This is a genomic window from Sphingomonas sp. GW822-FHT03G08, from assembly GCF_058801135.1.
The window spans coordinates 867,128-883,128 of sequence record NZ_JBXAMZ010000002.1 but is presented as its reverse complement, the minus strand read 5'-3'; the positions used below and the strand labels follow the sequence as shown (position 1 = coordinate 883,128).

13 protein-coding genes are annotated in these 16,001 nt (G+C 68.6%); 7 read left to right on the top strand and 6 right to left on the bottom strand.

The features are described 5' to 3' along the window. Positions 1-2: 2 nt before the first annotated feature. From AC1RJ5_RS21320 to AC1RJ5_RS21295, 6 genes are read right to left on the bottom strand one after another with little or no spacing between them, the layout of a single operon-like run. Positions 3-1,157, bottom strand: coding sequence for an extracellular solute-binding protein (locus AC1RJ5_RS21320; RefSeq protein ID WP_493115576.1), 1,155 nt, complete (start codon positions 1,155-1,157; stop codon positions 3-5). Further along, positions 1,154-2,272, bottom strand: a complete 1,119-nt coding sequence (locus AC1RJ5_RS21315) for an ABC transporter permease (RefSeq protein WP_269575986.1) — start codon at positions 2,270-2,272, stop codon at positions 1,154-1,156. Before AC1RJ5_RS21315 ends, AC1RJ5_RS21320 begins: the two co-directional genes overlap by 4 nt. Then, positions 2,269-3,915 carry a sugar ABC transporter ATP-binding protein gene (locus tag AC1RJ5_RS21310; protein WP_493115574.1) on the bottom strand — a complete coding sequence of 549 codons (1,647 nt, stop codon included), beginning with the start codon at positions 3,913-3,915 and terminating at the stop codon, positions 2,269-2,271. The genes AC1RJ5_RS21315 and AC1RJ5_RS21310 overlap by 4 nt, the downstream gene beginning before the upstream one ends. Then, positions 3,909-4,910 carry a sugar ABC transporter substrate-binding protein gene (locus tag AC1RJ5_RS21305; RefSeq protein ID WP_493115572.1) on the bottom strand — a complete coding sequence of 334 codons (1,002 nt, stop codon included), beginning with the start codon at positions 4,908-4,910 and terminating at the stop codon, positions 3,909-3,911. The genes AC1RJ5_RS21310 and AC1RJ5_RS21305 overlap by 7 nt, the downstream gene beginning before the upstream one ends. A gap of 5 nt (positions 4,911-4,915) precedes the next feature. Further along, positions 4,916-5,365 carry a MaoC family dehydratase gene (locus tag AC1RJ5_RS21300; RefSeq protein WP_184168470.1) on the bottom strand — a complete coding sequence of 150 codons (450 nt, stop codon included), beginning with the start codon at positions 5,363-5,365 and terminating at the stop codon, positions 4,916-4,918. Continuing rightward, entirely contained in the window at positions 5,362-6,510 is a 1,149-nt protein-coding gene (locus AC1RJ5_RS21295; RefSeq protein WP_269575989.1) for a CaiB/BaiF CoA transferase family protein, read from the bottom strand. Before AC1RJ5_RS21295 ends, AC1RJ5_RS21300 begins: the two co-directional genes overlap by 4 nt. 144 nt (positions 6,511-6,654) lie before the next feature. Here AC1RJ5_RS21295 and AC1RJ5_RS21290 point away from each other — a divergent pair, with 144 nt between their 5' ends. From AC1RJ5_RS21290 to AC1RJ5_RS21260, 7 genes are all read left to right on the top strand, one after another. Continuing rightward, the gene (locus AC1RJ5_RS21290; protein WP_493115832.1) at positions 6,655-7,734 is read left to right on the top strand and encodes an extracellular solute-binding protein; all 1,080 of its coding nucleotides are present in this window, start codon (positions 6,655-6,657) and stop codon (positions 7,732-7,734) included. Beyond that, positions 7,728-8,846: a CaiB/BaiF CoA transferase family protein gene (locus AC1RJ5_RS21285; RefSeq protein ID WP_493115569.1), complete on the top strand. Its 1,119-nt coding sequence runs from the start codon at positions 7,728-7,730 to the stop codon at positions 8,844-8,846. Before AC1RJ5_RS21290 ends, AC1RJ5_RS21285 begins: the two co-directional genes overlap by 7 nt. 13 nt (positions 8,847-8,859) lie before the next feature. Further along, positions 8,860-9,693: a ThuA domain-containing protein gene (locus AC1RJ5_RS21280; RefSeq protein ID WP_493115567.1), complete on the top strand. Its 834-nt coding sequence runs from the start codon at positions 8,860-8,862 to the stop codon at positions 9,691-9,693. 388 nt (positions 9,694-10,081) lie between these two features. Further along, positions 10,082-12,835 (top strand): TonB-dependent receptor, encoded by a 2,754-nt coding sequence (locus AC1RJ5_RS21275; protein WP_493115565.1) that lies wholly within the window; start codon positions 10,082-10,084, stop codon positions 12,833-12,835. 65 nt (positions 12,836-12,900) lie between these two features. Continuing rightward, entirely contained in the window at positions 12,901-14,307 is a 1,407-nt protein-coding gene (phoA, locus tag AC1RJ5_RS21270) for an alkaline phosphatase (protein ID WP_493115563.1), read from the top strand. A 52-nt stretch (positions 14,308-14,359) separates the two neighbouring features. Beyond that, on the top strand, positions 14,360-15,004 hold the full coding sequence (locus AC1RJ5_RS21265) for an RNA polymerase sigma factor (RefSeq protein WP_269575993.1): 645 nt from the start codon (positions 14,360-14,362) through the stop codon (positions 15,002-15,004). Then, positions 14,970-15,932, top strand: a complete 963-nt coding sequence (locus AC1RJ5_RS21260) for a FecR family protein (RefSeq protein ID WP_269575994.1) — start codon at positions 14,970-14,972, stop codon at positions 15,930-15,932. Before AC1RJ5_RS21265 ends, AC1RJ5_RS21260 begins: the two co-directional genes overlap by 35 nt. Positions 15,933-16,001: the final 69 nt, after the last annotated feature.

The window sequence follows — 16,001 nt, the reverse complement described above, 5'->3', positions numbered from 1 at the left end:
ATTCATCGGATTGCGCGGCTCTGCGCTTCGGCGAGCAGTTCGGCCGTCGGGCGATCGCCGGTGACCGCTGCGGTCATCAGATCGTCGACGATATGGCTGATCCGCGCGAGATCGGGCGTGATCGGCATCGAACGGGCATGCGCGTGCAGCCATTCGAGCCGGTGATAATAGGGCAGACGCGCGTTGATCTCCGCATCCAGCCAGGTCGAGCGCCGCACGCCGATCGCGCCCTCGCTCGTGGTCAGCCGGTCCATCGGTGCGGTCGCGCAGTGGCGCAGGAAATCCCAGGCCAGCGGCTTGTTGCCCGAGCCAGACCCGATCGCCAGCACCCAGAAGACGTTGAGCGACACGTTTCCGGGCAGCGGCGCGACATCGACCAGCCCGCGCACTCGGCTCTCCGGCGCGGTATCGGCATAGGCCGCGAAGCCGAACCAATTGGCCATCAGCGCGACCTTGCCCTCGGCAAACAGCCCGCCCGAGGCGACACTGTCGAGCGACCGGCAATCGGGGGCGATCGCACTGGTATCGCGCGCCAGCATGCGCAGGAAATCGAGCGCTTCATGCGCCTGAGGCGAAGCGAGATCGGGCCGTCCGAGACTGTCGAAAACCTCGCCGCCGCGCGACCAGACATGGATGCAGAAATCGTAGAAGCTGTTGTGCCCGTCCGGATAGAGCGCGAGCACCGTGCCGTAGCGATCCTCCGCCGGCGCATGATGCGCCCGCGCCAGCGCATGGAATTCCGCCCAGGTCGCGGGCGGCTCGGCGATCAGGTCCTTGCGATAGACGAGGCATTCGGGCCCGTCATGATAGGGCATCGCCCACAACCCGCCGCCGAACTGCTGGAGGCCGGTGAGCGACGGGCTCCAGGCATCGGGCCAGTCGGGGATCGGCGCGCGCGCCTGATGCGGCGCCAGATCCTCGAGCAACCCGTCGGCCACCGCCTCGGCCAGCCAATCGGTGTTGAGAAAGGCGATGTCCCATTCGCCGCTGGCCAGCCCGCGCCCGGCAATCGCGCTTTCGTGCAGCGGATTGAGGTCCATCGCCACGGCTTCCAGCGTCGCGTCACGGCCGGTCACGCGCAGGAAATCGTCGAACTGCTTGCGGATCGCGCTCTCGAACGGGCCGAAGCGGCGGACGGCGATGCGCAGCCGGCTCATCGCGCCGCCTCCTTGCGGCGGCGATCGCCACCAACCGTGTAGATCGCAGCCGCGGCGATCACGACCACGCCCTCGATCAGCCCTTGATAGCTGGCGCCCAGATCGAGCACGTTGAAGCCGTTGGTGAGCGTGAACAGCAGCAGCGCGCCGGCCACTGTCTTGAGCACGCTCCCCGCCCCGCCGAACAGCGAGGTGCCGCCCAGGATCGCCGAGGCGATGACGGTGAGCTCGGCACCCTGCAGCGCGGTGGGGTTGATCGCGCCGAGCCGGCAGCCGAACAGCACCCCGGCAAAGCCGGCTGCCGCGCTCGACAGGATGAAGGCGCCGAGCTTGTAGGCATGGACGTTGACGCCCGACAGCCGCGCTGCCTCGGCGTTGCCGCCCACGGCGTAGATACGGCGGCCGACCACGGTGAAGCGCAGCACCGCCCAGACCAAAGCCGTGAACAAGGCGAGATAGACCACCGGCGCCGCCACTGCGAAATCGCGCCCGGCCAGCAAGGCCAGGCCCGCGACGACGACACCACCCAGCCCCAGCGCGATCCGGCGGCGGAAGGCGGCGTAGGCGAACAGCGCGACGGCCAGCGCGAGCAGCGGCCAGAACAGCGGCACCCGCGTGCTTTCGAAGGCCAGCATCTGCTGGAGCACTTCGGGCTGTTCGACCATCAGCGAGCGGCCATCGGTGAGCACCAGCACCAGCCCGCGCACCGCCGTGAGCGTGCCCAGGGTCACGATGAAGGCGTTGATGCCGACGAACTGGACGATCACGCCGTTAAACAGGCCGACCGACACCGCGGTGACGATCGCGGCGAGTGCCGCCAGCGGAAAGCCGATGCTCGGCGCCAGCCCGACCAGCACCGCCGCCGCCAGCGCCGCGACCGAGGCGACCGAGAGATCGAAGGCGCCGGTGATCAGCATCACCGTCATCGCCACGCCCATGATCCCGACGAGCGAGGCCTGATAGGCGATGTTGCCGAGATTCTGCGCCGAGAGATAGGCCGGGAGCCCGCGCGATTGGGCGATGCCGGCAAGCAGCGCGAGCAGGATCAGCAGCGCGTAGTAAATGCCGGCCTTGCGCAGCCCGAGGCCGGCGCGCCAGTCTGTCGTCTGCATCATGCAGCCATTCCTGTGCTTGGAAAATTGCCACTGGCGCGCTGGATCAGCGCCGCCTCGTCGGTGGTTTCGGGATCGACTTCGGCGATCACCAGACCGTCGCGCATCACCAGGATGCGATCGCAGATGCCGATCAGTTCCTCGAACTCGGAGCTGACCAGCAGCACCGGCAGGCCTGCATCGGCGAGCCCGCGGATCAGCCGGAGGATGTCGGTGCGCGCGCCAATGTCGATGCCGGCGGTCGGCTCGTCGAGCAGCAACAGCCGCGTATCGGGGGTGAGCCATTTGGCGATCACCACCTTCTGGGCATTGCCGCCCGAAAGCTCGCCGACCGGGGCATCGGGCCCCTGCACCTTGATCGCCAGCCGCTCGATCGCCGCCAATGCGGCTTCGCGCTCCTGCCCCGGCGACTGGAACAGGCCGGTGCGCGGCAGCGCGATATTCTCGGCGACGCTCATGCCGGCGACGAACCCCTGGGTCGCCCGATCTTCGGGCACCAGCGCGATGCCGGCCGCCACGGCTTCCTCGGGCGTGGGACCCACCCGCTTGCCGTGGAGCAGCACCGTACCGCGCGCGGCGGGATCGGCGCCGAAGATCGCATGGAGCAGCTCGCTGCGCCCGGAACCGAGCATGCCGGCGATGCCGACGATCTCGCCGGCTGCGACGGTGAGGCTGGTGGGGGCGAGCTTGCCGGGGGAAGCTAGGTCGCGCAGTTCGAGAGCGGGTGGATCTGACGGGGTCAGGTCGTATCGACCTTCAGGCGGGATCGTCACCCCAGCTGTTCCCCGGCGAACGCCGGGGCCCAGAGTTTCTCTGCCGTCTTGCTCTGTTACCCTGGGCCCCGGCGTTCGCCGGGGAACAGAAAGTGCCGTGGGCACGATTGCGCCCAACGGCCTGGCCCGCGACCTACGTTCGAGCGCCTGAACCGAACGGCCCGCAATCGCTTCCGCAATCGCCGCTTCGTCCAGCGTCGCGGTCTGGGCGTGCAGCACTGCGCGGCCATCGCGCAGCACGGTGACTTCGTCGGTGAGCGACAGGATCTCGTCGAGGAAATGCGAGACGAACAGCACCGCATGGCCCTGTGCGGCGAGCAGGCGGACCACGGCATAGACGCGTTCGCGCTCATGTTCGGCGAGCGAGGCGGTCGGCTCGTCCATGATGAGCAGCGCCGGATCGGCCATCAGCCCCTGGGCGATCGCGACCATCTGGCGCGTGCCGATCGGCAGATCGCCGACCAGCGCATCGAGATCGAAGGGATTGCCGAGCAGCCCAGCGACTTCGGCGGCGCGGGCGCGCCCTGCCCGATCGGCGCGCCAGCCGCCGGCACGCTCGAGCAGCATGTTCTCGACCACCGACAGCGTCGGCACCAGCGGGATATGCTGGTAGATCGTCGCCACGCCTGCCGCCCGTGCCGCGCGCGGGCTGGTCCAGTGCACGGGTTCGCCCCGCCAGTGGATCGTGCCGCCGCTCGCCGGGATCGCGCCGGCAAGCACCTTGATCAGCGTCGACTTGCCCGCGCCGTTGGCGCCGAGCAGCCCGTGGACGCGGCCGGCATGCAAGGTGAGATCGACCCCGCGCAGCGCGGCGGTGCCGTTCGGCCAGATCTTCTCGACGCCGGCGAGGCTGAGGAGCGGCGCGCCTACCATTGGCCGACACATTCGCTGACGGTCGCCCGGGTCACCGCCGGGATCGGATAGGTGCGGAAGCGCGAGGCGCCCTGGGCCTTGTCGTGCAGCGCTTCGAAGGCGAGCGCGCCCAGCGCCTCGGGCTTGAAGCAGACGGTGCCGTCGACCGCGCCGGCCTTGATCGAGGCGATGGCGAGCTTCGAGCCGCCGACGCCGATCAGCCGGGCCTTTGCGCCCGCCGCGCGCACGGCGCGGGCGCAGCCGATCACCATGTCGTCGGCCTCGTTATAGAACAGGTCGATATCGGGCTGGGCGGCCAGGATGTTCTGACAGGCCGCCTCCCCGCCCTGGCTGGTCCAGTTGCCCGGCTGCGAAGCGACGATCCGGTAGCGCAGCCCGGCGGCATCGAGCGCGAGGCGGAAGCCGCGGGCGCGCTGCTCGACTTCGGGGAAGCCGGCAGCACCTTCGATGATCGCGATGCGGGCGGTGCGGTCGCGCGGCAGCCAGGTCGCGGCGAGCGAGCCCGCCGCGCGGCCGGCGGCGACTTCGTCCTGCGAAGCGAGCGCGACGAGGCCGGGATAGACGTTGTCGATCGCGCGGGTGCGCGGATCGCCGACCAGCGCCGCCACCGCCGCGATCGGAACATTCTGGCTATTGGCGCGGCGGACCCAGCCCTGGGCGACGACGGAGTCGATCGGCATCACCGCGACGCCGGCGACCTTCTGGGCGATCAGGTCGTCAATGTCGTTGGCCTGTTTCTGGACGTCGCCCTTGGCATCGAGCACCACGGCGCGGGCACCGGCCCTGGCGGCGGCGTCGCTGAAGCCCTTGGCGATGGCGGCGGCGAAGGGATAGCTGAGCCCGACGGTGGACAGGCCGTAGCGCGGGCCGTTGCCCGCCTGGCTGGCCACCGCGCCATTGGCCGCGCGCGCGGCATTGCGCACGCCGGCGAGCGATGCCGCCGAGATGGCGACGACGCAGAGCGCGAGGACCAGGGGGATCGGGCGCAACCGCATCGGGTTCAGGCCAGATCGCGCCGGGCGACGAGATAGAGATGCTCGCAGGCCAGCACGGTCTCGCCGCGCTGGTTGCGGATATCGACCGCCTCGGTGACGACGCCGTGGCTGGTGCGCTTGGGGTGGTCGCGCTTGTCGGCGATGCGGGTGATCGTCGTGATCGTGTCGCCGATATGGACCGGGCGGATGAAGCGCAGCCGATCATAGCCATAGGACATGGCGTGCGGATTGATCACCGTGGCGGTGAGCCCGATGCCGATCGCGAAGATCATCGTGCCATGCGCGATGCGCTGGCCGATCTCCTGCGTGCTGCACCACTCGGCATCCATGTGATGCGGGAAGAAATCGCCGGTATGGCCGGCGTGGACGACGAAATCGGTCTCGGTGATCGTGCGGCCGAAGCTCGTGCGGGTGGCACCGATTTCGTACTGCTCGAAATATTGCTCGACGATCATGCGGCGAACTCCCGGTCGATTGCGGTGCGGTCGGCGCCGAGACGGGGCGCGGCGCGCGGCGAGGTGAGGATGCTGCCGTCGATGCGGATCGGGCAGCGGGTGAGCGTGAGTTCGGCGCCGTCGGGGGAGCGAACCGTCTGGGTGGCGTGCAGCGCGGCGAAGGCGGGTTCGGCCCGGAGCGCCGGCCAGTCGAGCACCGGCGCCGCCCAGATGCCGGCAGGCTCGAGCAGGGCGAGCCAGTCGGCGGTGGCTCGGGTAAGCAGGTGGTCGCGGAGCAGCGCCTTGATCGCGTCACGCTCGGCGAACCAGCTGGCGGGCGGGAAGCCGGCCAGGGTTTCGAGGCCGATTATGGTGCCGAGCCTGTCGACCGGGGCCATGGCGAGCGCGAGCCAGCCGTCCGCGGTCTGGTAGATGCCATAGGGGGCGGCGAGATAGACATTGCCGTTCGCGACAGCACTGCGCGGGGGCATCGTCTCGTCGCGGTTGAGATGGACCGAGAGATGCTCGAACTGGAGGTCGATCGCGGTCTCGATCAGGCTGACATCGACGCGGCCGCCCTGCCCTGTGGTGCCGCGGCGGACGAGCAGCGCGAGGATGCCCTGGGCGAGCTGGGCGCCGGCCATCATGTCGGTGATCGACAGGCCGGCGGGGACTGGCGGGCCGTTCTGGTCGCCCGAGAGCCAGGCGATGCCGGAGAGCGACTGGACGAGCAGGTCCTGTCCCGGCTTGTCGCGCCACGGGCCGTCGGGGCCATAGCCGCTGACGCCGGCATAGATCAGGCGCGGGTTGAGCGCCGAGACGTCGGCCCAGCCGAGGCCGAGCCGCTCCATGATGCCGGGGCGGAAATTGTGGATCAGCACATCGGCGCGGGCGACGAGGCGGCGAACGGCGTCGAGGTCTTCGGGGTGCTTGAGGTCGGCGGCGTAGCTCTGCTTGCCGCGGTTGATCGCGTGGAACAGCGCGCTGTCCTGGTCGAAAGCCATGTCCGCGAGAAACAGGCCGCGACTCGAATCGCCGCCCTCGCGCCGCTCGACCTTGATGACGCGCGCACCGAGGTCGGCGAGACGCAGCGCGCAGGACGGGCCGGCGAGGAACTGGCTGAAATCCAGCACCGTCACGCCGGCCAGCGGCGCTGATGCGCCCATGCCTGTGCTGTGGTCACCCTCTCCCACAATCCACTCCGATTAATATTCTAATATGATTATTGCCCTGACGCTATTGTCGCGGCTATGCCGAGTCAAATGATTTCCCGGGAAGCGGGAGAAACGGGAGAGAAGGCCGTGCGCGGCATGACCTGGGACCATTCGCGTGGCTATGATCCGCTGGTGGCGGCGGCTTCGGCATGGGAGGCGCGGACCGGGCAGGCGATCGCCTGGGACCGGCGCTCGCTGCAGGATTTCGAGAGCTGGCCGGTCGAGGAGCTGGCGCGGCGCTATGACCTGATCGTGATCGATCACCCCCATGTCGGCCAGGTCGCGGAGAGCGGATGCCTGGTGGCGCTCGATGGCTTGGTGGACCTGGCGGAGATCGCGAGCGGTTCGGTCGGCGGCTCGTATGAGAGCTATGCGTGGGGCGGGCATCAATGGGCTCTGCCGATCGACGCGGCGGCGCAGGTCCAGGCCTGGGCGCCCGGGCGGATCGCGGGGCCGGTGGCGCGGTGGGAGGAACTCGCGGCGCTGTTTGCCGAGGGCCGCGCTTCGCTGCCGCTGCGACCGCCGCACAGCCTGATGAGCCTGTTCACCCTGTGCGGGCTCGCCGGCGTCGAACTGGGCGGCGAGGCGTTCTTCCCGGCGGAGGCGGTGCGGGCCTATGACCTGCTCGCGGCGGTGGCGGATCCGGCGGCGTTCGCGATGGACCCGATCGCGATGTTCGAGGCGATGGCGGCGCCGGACAGCCGGCTGGTGGTGGTGCCGCTGATCTATGGCTATGTGAACTACGCCCTGCCCGGCTACCGCGGCACGCGCATCCGCTTCGCCGATATCCCGGTGCTCGACCACGGCCCGCGCGGATCGGCGCTGGGGGGCACGGGCATCGCCGTCTCGGCCTATGCGCAGGATCGGGCGGCTGCAGTTGCTTTCGCGGCCTGGGTGGCGAGCGGGGCGGTGCAGCGCGGGATCATCGCTCCGAATGGCGGCCAGCCGGGGCATGCAGATGCGTGGGAAGATGCCGACGCCAATGCGGCCAGCGGCGACTTCTACCGCGCGACCCGGAACACCCTGGACAATGCCTGGGTCCGGCCGCGGCATGCCGGGTACATGGCCTTCCAGCATGCCGCCTCGGAACGGCTCAACCAGGGGCTGCGCGCGGGCGAGGACGGCGCCTCCGTCATCGCGGCGCTCAACCGGCTCTACGCGGACTCGCAATGCTAGAGGGGCTGCTCATCATCGACATGGCGCAGTTCCTGTCGGGGCCCTCCGCCGCGCTGCGGCTCGGCGACCTCGGCGCGCGGGTGATCAAGGTCGAGCGGCCGGGGAGCGGCGACATCTGCCGCTCGCTCTACCTGAGCGACACCGACATCGCCGGCGACTCCACGCTGTTCCACGCGATCAACCGCAACAAGCAGAGCCTCGCCGCCGACCTGAAGGACCCGCGCGACGCGGCGCGCGTCCACCGGCTGATCGCGCGGGCCGATGTGGTGATCCAGAACTTCCGGCCCGGCGTCGCCGAGCGGCTCGGCTTCGGACCGGCGGCACTGCGCGCGCGGAACCCGCGGCTGATCGTCGGCAGCATCTCCGGCTATGGCGAGGACGGCCCCTGGGCCGACCTGCCCGGCCAGGACCTGCTGGCCCAGGCACTGTCCGGCGCGATGTGGCTGAGCGGCGATGCGCAGGACGGCCCGGTACCCTTCGGCCTGTCGGTGGCGGACATGCTCGCCGGGCACGTGCTGGTCGAGGGCATCCTCGCCGCGCTGGTCCGACGCGGCATCTCGAGCGAAGGCGCGCATGTCGAGACCAGCCTGCTCGAGGCACTGATCGACCTGCAGTTCGAAGTGCTGACCACCCATCTGAACGACGGCGGCCGCCCGCCCCGCCGCGCGGCGGTGGACAATGCCCATGCCTATCTCGCCGCGCCCTATGGAACCTATCGAACGCAGGACGGCTGGCTTGCGCTGGCGATGACCCCGCTCGAGACGCTGGCGCCGCTGCTCGACCTGCCGCTTGCCGGCCGCGATCCCTTTGCCGAACGCGACGCGATCAAGGCGCTGATCGCCGTGCGACTTGTCGGGGCAACCACCCGGCACTGGCTCGACCGGCTGCGCCCGCACGACATCTGGTGCGCGCCGGTGAACGACTGGCCCCGCCTGCTTGCCGAAGACGCCTTCCAGCGGCTCGACATGCTCCAGCAGGTCGGGCGCGGCGTGACGACTACCCGCAGCCCCGTCCGCATCGATGGCGCGCGGGCCGGCAGCCCGGCCGGCGCCCCCCGAGTGGGCCAACATGATGACGCGATCGTCGCCGAATTCGGCCTCGACCAGGATTGATCGGAGAGAGTTGATGTCGCTGAGCCTGCTTGCCCTCGCCCTGCTCGCCCAGACCGCCCCCGCCACGCAGCAATCGGCGACGCCGCCGCCACGCGACCCGCGCAACTGGCCGACACCAGTGATGGACACGGCCGCCCCCAAGCTGCCGCCGCTGCGGCGCGGCGCGGTGCTCGTCCTGTCGAAGACCAACGGCTTCCGCGATCCCGAGCAGATCGATGCCGCCAACGCCACCCTGGCCGAGATCGTCCGCAAGCAGGGGCGCGACGTGTTCGAGACCGAGAATGCCGCGGTCATCAACCCGCGCGACCTCGCCAAATTCTCGACGATCGTGCTCAACAGCACTTCGGGCAACATCTTCGACGACGGCCAGCGCGCAGCGTTCAAGGCCTGGGTGGAGAAAGGTGGTGGCGTGGTACTGCTCCACGGCGCCGGCGGCGATCCGACCTATGACTGGAAGTGGTATCCCGAGACGCTGATCGGCGCGCAGTTCATCGGCCATACCGGACGGCCCAAGCAGTTCCAGCAGGGCAGCATCGACGTGATCGACCGCAGCAACCCCGCCACCCGCGACCTGCCCGCCAAATGGGTGCGGACCGAGGAATGGTATTCGTTCGACAAGGTGCCGAGCGGCAACTGCACCCGCATTCTCGCGACGCTGGACGAGACCAGCTACGAGCCGTTCCCGGAGCGCACCCGGATGGGCAAGACGCATCCGCTGATCTGGACCCGGTGCGTCGGCAAGGGGCGGGTCTTCTTCTCGGCGCTGGGGCACAAGGCCGAGACCTATGCCGAGCCGCTGCACCAGACGCTGATCTCGGGGGCGATCCGCTGGGCCGCGCGGCGCTAGGCAGTATCGGCAACCGCCAGCCAACACCCCAGCAACATTTTGTCTGATATCCGGCCGGCGGCGTGTTTTCCCCTACGGCCTGCGGGCATTGCACGCGGATCGCCGCGCGGGGGATGCCCGCGCGGCGCGGATATATTCGCCCCGCGTCACAGCCACGTAATATCTGTTCCCCACCGGACCCCGCGAAAGAAAAGTTTCAGGTCGAGACGCGTCAGGGCCGTCGTCAGACCTGGAGGAGCGGAGAGGCAGGCGTGAAGGGGCCGACGGGCCCCTGAATCGCCGACAGAAGAAGTTCGAACAACGCCGCCATCCCGGTCTCTCGCAGGCCGGGAAACGCCGGCGTTCGCCCGCGCAACATGGCGGGATCCATATCCAGAGGGGGATAGATATGCTTATCAAGTCGAGTCATCGTACCCATGCCGCGCAGCTTCTGCTGGGCGCGGCGTTCGCGGCGCTCTGCGTCGCTCCAGCCGCCGCGCAGACCGCGCCGGCTGCCGAGCCGGTCGCCGAGGAAGACAGCGGCGCGATCGTCGTCTCCGGCTATCGCCGCAGCCTCGAAGACGCGATCGACATGAAGCGCAACACGATCGGCTTCTCGGATTCGATCGTCGCCACCGACATCGCCGACTTCCCCGAGCAGAACCTGTCCGAAGCGCTGCAGCGCGTGCCCGGCGTGACCATCGAGCGCGAAAAGGGCCTGGGCACCCGCGTCAATGTGCGCGGCCTGCCGAGCGAGTTCACCTTCGTCTCGATCAACAAGCTCGCCACCGCCTCGGGCTCGGGCGGCCGCGACGTCGAGTTCGACATCTTCGCCTCCGAACTGATCCAGTCGGTCACCGTGCAGAAGTCGCCGACCGCGGCGGACGAGGAAGGCGGCATCGCCGGCTCGGTCGCGATCCGCACTGCGCGCCCGTTCGACAATCCTGGCCTGCGCCTGGTCGGCAGCGCCGAAGGCGCCTACAACTCGATCTCCGAGAAGATCGACCCGAGCTTCTCGTTCCTCGCCAGCAACACCTTCGGCGATTTCGGCGCGCTGATCTCGGTCGCCAAGCAGCAGCGCACCAACCGCACCGATTCCAATTCGGGCATCAACTTCCGCCCGATCGCGCGCTGGACCGACCGTGCCGGCACCACCTATCGCAACCAGGCGATCGCGGTGCTGCAGCGCGACGCCGGCATCACCTTCACCGACGCGATGAAGAACAAGATCGTCTTCCTCGACAAGGTGGGCGACCGCGTCTACCAAAACGACCAGGACCGGCTCGGCATCTCGGGCTCGCTCCAGTACAAGCCGCACAACAATTTCAGCCTCGCCTTCGACGCGTTCCTCGGCTCGTACGACACGACCGAGGACGAGTATGACGCGGCGGGCTATTCGGCTTCGAGCAACTCGACGCTGGAGACGATCCACGGCTTCGACGCGACCACGCTGTCGAGCGCGGGCATCGTGGTGCTGCGTGACGTTTCGTACACCAACACCCAGCACGAATTCCTGAGCAAGCAGTACATCACCGATACCGATTATCGCCAGTTCAGCGGCGAGATGAACTGGAAGACCGGCCGGCTGACGATCAACGCGCTGGGCGGCTATTCGGGCGCCAAGCGCGTGCTGGACTATGCCAACCTCAAGCACGTCGCCTATGCGCCGTCGCGCACCCGCTATACCGAGAATGGCGGCGAGACGATCCCGAGCGCCAACCCCAACACGATCGACATGTACAATGCGCCGAGCAAGTACCTGTTCGAGGCCTATGAGACGACGCGCGAGCAGATCAACGACGACAAATATGCCGGCCAGATCGACCTGGGCTATGATTTCGGTTCGTCGGTATTCAAGCGCTTCACGCTGGGCGGCCGCTACACCAGCAAGACCAACGAGCGCCAATATGGCGAGGAGAAGATCCAGGGCCCGACGCGCGGCAGCACCGCCTATGTCAACGTCCGCAAGCTCGGCGACAGCCCACTCACCAATGTGACCGACATCGTCGGCGGCAAGGACTATCAGGCGCGCAACCTGAGCTGGTCGCAGATCTCGAACGACTATGCCCGCAGCTTCTTCCGCCCGGCCGGCTTCGTGACGCCGTTCCAGAACGCCAACTATTACAAGGTCAAGGAAGAGACGATCGCGGGCTATGCGATGCTCGACATGGAGTTCGACGTCTCGTTCCCGATCGTGGCGAACCTGGGCGGGCGCTATGTGCGCACGACGATCAATTCCGAGGGTTTCCACCAGGTCCAGAACCCGAACGGCACCACCGGGCTGACCCCGGCGCCGGTTTCGAGCACGGGCCGCTACGAGAAGTTCCTGCCCTCGTTCAACGCGCATGCTGAGCTGACCGACAGCTTCTACCTGCGCGCCGCCGCTTCGCAGACGCTGATCCGCCCGGCGCTGACCGACCTGGCCTACAAGCGCACCGCGAGCTTCAGCAGCTATCGCTACACCGACGGCAATCCGGGCCTGAAGCCGACCTTTGCCGACCAGTGGGAAGTCGGCGTCGAGAAGTATCTCGGCAAGGACGGCGGCATCCTGGCGGCGTCGTATTTCTGGAAGAAGATCAAGGGCGTGGTCCAGAGCCGCCTGACCGGGGTGGTGAAGGGCGTGACCGTGTACAACGCCAACGGCTCGGTCAACGGCGTCTATGATTTCGACGTCTACCAGCCGGTCAATGCCGAGGGTTCGTACAATGTCAGCGGCATCGAGCTGAACGCGGTGATCCCGTTCGGCATGTTCGCCCGCTGGATGGAAGGCTTCGGCATCAACGCCAACGCCACCTTCCTCGACAGCTCGCTGACCGGCCAGTCCGACCTGGGCGTGCCGACCTCGCCGATCGGCCTGTCGGACAACACGTACAATGCGACGGTGTTCTACGATAAGGGCCCGATCTCGCTGCGCGTGTCGTACAACCGCAAGGGCGCCTATGTGGAGCGGATCGAGCGCAACATGTATCCGGTCTATCGCGACGCCTATGGCCAGTTCGACTTCGCGGCGAGCTACCAGCTGATGCGCAACTTCCGCGTGGAGCTGCAGGGCATCAACGTGGGGAACGCCAAGACCACGGGCTACACGATGGATCCGTCCTTCCCGACCACCTACGAATTCTCGGGAAGCCGCATCACGCTGGGCATCCGCGCCCAGTTCTGACCCCTCTGACCGGGCCGGCATGTCCTGGGCATGCCGGCCCGCTATCCGCTTCGGAGTATATTGCCATGATCTCGCGCATCGCCCTCGCCGCGCTTCTCGCGCTTTCCAGCCAGCCCGCGCTGGCGCAGGAAACCACGCCCGACCTGTCGCGCACCGCGCGCGGTGACGTGCGCGAACCGGGCGGCGCGCGCCGCCTGCCGGGCGACATGCGCGCGCTCTACGAGAAGCTGAGCAAGGAGGGCGAGGTCCGCAACGTCATCCTGCTGATCGGCGACGGCATGGGCGATTCCGAGATCACCCTGGCGCGCAACTATGCCGAAGGCGCCGGCGGCTATTTCAAGGGCATCGACGCCCTGCCCTTCACCGGCCAGTACACCCATTATTCGCTCGATCGCGAGACCGGCAAGCCGAACTATGTGACCGACAGCGCCGCCTCGGCGACGGCATGGGCATCGGGTGTGAAGAGCTATAACGGCGCGATCGGCGTCGACGTGAACGGCAAGGCGCAGCGCACGCTGCTCGAATATGCCAAGGCCGCCGGCCTCGCCACCGGCGACGTCTCGACCGCAGAGATCCAGGACGCGACCCCGGGCGCGCAGATCGCTCATGTCGCCTTCCGCAGCTGCTACGCCCCGGCGGTGACGCTCAAGACCTGCCCGCAGAACGCGCTGGAGAATGGCGGCCTCGGCTCGATCACCGAGCAGCTGCTCGACGTCCGCGCCGATCTGGTGCTGGGCGGCGGCGCCAAGAGCTTCGCCGAGGCCGCGAGTGCCGGCAAGTGGAAGGGCAAGACGCTGGAGCAGCAGGCCCGGGCGCGCGGCTACCGCATCGTCCGCAACGCCGCCGAGCTCGACGCCGTCACCCGCGCCGATGACAGGCAGCCGCTGATCGGCCTGTTCGCGGAGGGCAACATGCCGGTGCGCTGGACCGGCCCCAAAGCGAGCTATCACGGCAATATCGACCAGCCGGCGATCACCTGCCAGCCCAATGCCGATCGCACTGCCGGCATCCCGACGCTGGCGGGGATGACGCGCAAGGCAATCGCGCTGCTCAAGGGCAACCCCAGGGGCTTCTTCCTCCAGGTCGAAGGCGCCTCGATCGACAAGCAGGATCATGCCGCCAATCCGTGCGGGCAGATCGGCGAGACGGTCGATCTCGACGAGGCGGTGCAGGTCGCGCTCGAATTCGCCCGCAAGGACGGCCACACGCTGGTGATCGTCACGGCGGATCATGCCCATACCAGCCAGATCGTCGGCAACGGCACCAAGGCGCCCGGCCTGACCGCGGCGCTCAACACGCTCGAGGGCGGGGTGATGACGGTCAGCTACGGCACCGCCGAGGAAGGCTCGCAGGGGCATACCGGCACCCAGCTGCGCATCGCGGCCTATGGCCCGCGCGCGGTCAACGTCAGCGGCCTGCTCGACCAGACCGACCTGCACTACATCATCCGGGACGCGCTTGGATTGAAGTGATCGGGCGCCACCGCATCCGACTTGTCACAATGGCGTGGCAGGGGGCGCCGAGATGAGTGTTCCGTCCGACGATCGCAGCCAATGGCTCGCCACGCGCATCCTGCCGCACGAGCCGGCGCTGCGGCGCTGGCTGCACGGGCTGAGCGCGCTCGACGACGCGGATGTCGATGACCTGGTGCAGGAAACCTATGCGGTGCTCGCCACCCGCGCCTCGGTCGCCGAGATCGCCGATCCGCGCGCCTATGCCTTCCAGGTCGCGCGCTCGCTGTTCCTCCAGGGGGTGCGGCGCGCCAAGATCGTGTCGATCCAGGCCGTCGCCGACCTGGCCGAGCTCGACACGGCGGACGATGCGCCCTCGCCCTTCGATCAGGCCGCCGGGCGCGAGGATCTGCGCCGGCTCGCCGCCGCGATCGAGGCGATGCCGCCCCAGACGCGGCGCGCCTTCCAGCTGCGCCGGGTCGAGGGATTGTCGCAGCGCGAAGTCGCCGCCGCGACCCGGCTTTCCGAGAGTACGGTCGAAAAACATATCGGCCGCGGCATCAGAATATTGATGGCGCAATTTGGACGTGGCGGAAAAGCGGTGCCCCGTGCATCTACATCCGGGGAAAGGGTGCCGGGCACGCCGGAGCCGAACGAAACCAGCCAGAAGAACGCCACGCCGGATGCACGATCGCGAGACAGCCGAAACTATCGATGATGCGGCGTCCGAATGGGCGGCGCGGATCGATCGTGGGCTGAGCGAACCCGAGCAACAGGCGCTCGACGCCTGGCTGGCAGTCGATACGCGGCGGATCGGCGCACTTGCACGGGCACGCGCGCTATGGGTCCACGCCGACCAGGCAGTGGCCGCGCCGCCCACCCTTCCCGATCCACCTGCGGGCCTGCTGGGCCGTCGCCGGCTGCTCGCCGGAGGCGCCACCGCCCTGGCCGCCACGCTCGCCGGCGTGCTGGTCGTGCCGCGCCTGCTGGGAGACAGCGGCGAACTTGCGAGCGGGATTGGCGAGACCCGCCGGGTGACGCTGGAGGACGGTTCGGCGGTTACTCTCGGGCCGGGCACCCGGTTGCGGCAGAGCTTCGACACAGCGCGCCGACTGATCGAGCTGGTCTCCGGAGAAGCATTCTTCGAAGTCGCGCAGGATGCGCGCCGGCCCTTCGTCGTCCTCGCCGGGCAGCTCACGATGCGTGCGCTCGAAAGCGCCTTCGGCGTGCGCGCGATCGAAGGCGTGCCGCTGGCGGTGATCGTCTCGACCGGCAAGGTCAGGGTGGGCGCCGGCGGCGTCGAACGGGTGCTGGAGTCCAATATGCGGCTCGACGCCAGCGCGCCCGGCGCCACGGCGCGGGTGACCCGGCTCGAGCCCGATGCGTTGCAGCGCTCGCTCGCCTGGCGCGAGGGGATGCTGGCGTTCGAAGGCGACATGCTGGCCAGCGTCGCCAAGCAGTTCGATCGCTACGGCGCGGCGCGGATCGTGATTGCCGATCCGGTGCTGGCGCGCGAACCGATCACCGGCAGCTTCGCCGCCAATGATCCGCGTGGCTTCGCCCGGGCGATCGCCGCCAGCCTTGGCGCGCGGGTCGCTATCGAAGGCGACACGATCCGCCTGAGCCGGCAACCGCCAGCGAAATAATTTTCGCGCACCGGTGGGGGAAGATCGCGCCCCGGCCATCTACCGGGTGACGCCGGCGTTTGCCGGCCC

Excerpts from the sequence above, each read along its gene's own strand:
- AC1RJ5_RS21320 (WP_493115576.1), bottom strand. The coding sequence starts at position 1,157 with ATGAGCCGGCTGCGCATCGCCGTCCGCCGCTTCGGCCCGTTCGAGAGC.
- AC1RJ5_RS21315 (WP_269575986.1), bottom strand. The coding sequence starts at position 2,272 with ATGATGCAGACGACAGACTGGCGCGCCGGCCTCGGGCTGCGCAAGGCC.
- AC1RJ5_RS21310 (WP_493115574.1), bottom strand. The coding sequence starts at position 3,915 with ATGGTAGGCGCGCCGCTCCTCAGCCTCGCCGGCGTCGAGAAGATCTGG.
- AC1RJ5_RS21305 (WP_493115572.1), bottom strand. The coding sequence starts at position 4,910 with ATGCGGTTGCGCCCGATCCCCCTGGTCCTCGCGCTCTGCGTCGTCGCC.
- AC1RJ5_RS21300 (WP_184168470.1), bottom strand. The coding sequence starts at position 5,365 with ATGATCGTCGAGCAATATTTCGAGCAGTACGAAATCGGTGCCACCCGC.
- AC1RJ5_RS21295 (WP_269575989.1), bottom strand. The coding sequence starts at position 6,510 with ATGGGCGCATCAGCGCCGCTGGCCGGCGTGACGGTGCTGGATTTCAGC.
- AC1RJ5_RS21290 (WP_493115832.1), top strand. The coding sequence starts at position 6,655 with ATGACCTGGGACCATTCGCGTGGCTATGATCCGCTGGTGGCGGCGGCT.
- AC1RJ5_RS21285 (WP_493115569.1), top strand. The coding sequence starts at position 7,728 with ATGCTAGAGGGGCTGCTCATCATCGACATGGCGCAGTTCCTGTCGGGG.
- AC1RJ5_RS21280 (WP_493115567.1), top strand. The coding sequence starts at position 8,860 with ATGTCGCTGAGCCTGCTTGCCCTCGCCCTGCTCGCCCAGACCGCCCCC.
- AC1RJ5_RS21275 (WP_493115565.1), top strand. The coding sequence starts at position 10,082 with ATGCTTATCAAGTCGAGTCATCGTACCCATGCCGCGCAGCTTCTGCTG.
- phoA (WP_493115563.1), top strand. The coding sequence starts at position 12,901 with ATGATCTCGCGCATCGCCCTCGCCGCGCTTCTCGCGCTTTCCAGCCAG.
- AC1RJ5_RS21265 (WP_269575993.1), top strand. The coding sequence starts at position 14,360 with ATGAGTGTTCCGTCCGACGATCGCAGCCAATGGCTCGCCACGCGCATC.
- AC1RJ5_RS21260 (WP_269575994.1), top strand. The coding sequence starts at position 14,970 with ATGCACGATCGCGAGACAGCCGAAACTATCGATGATGCGGCGTCCGAA.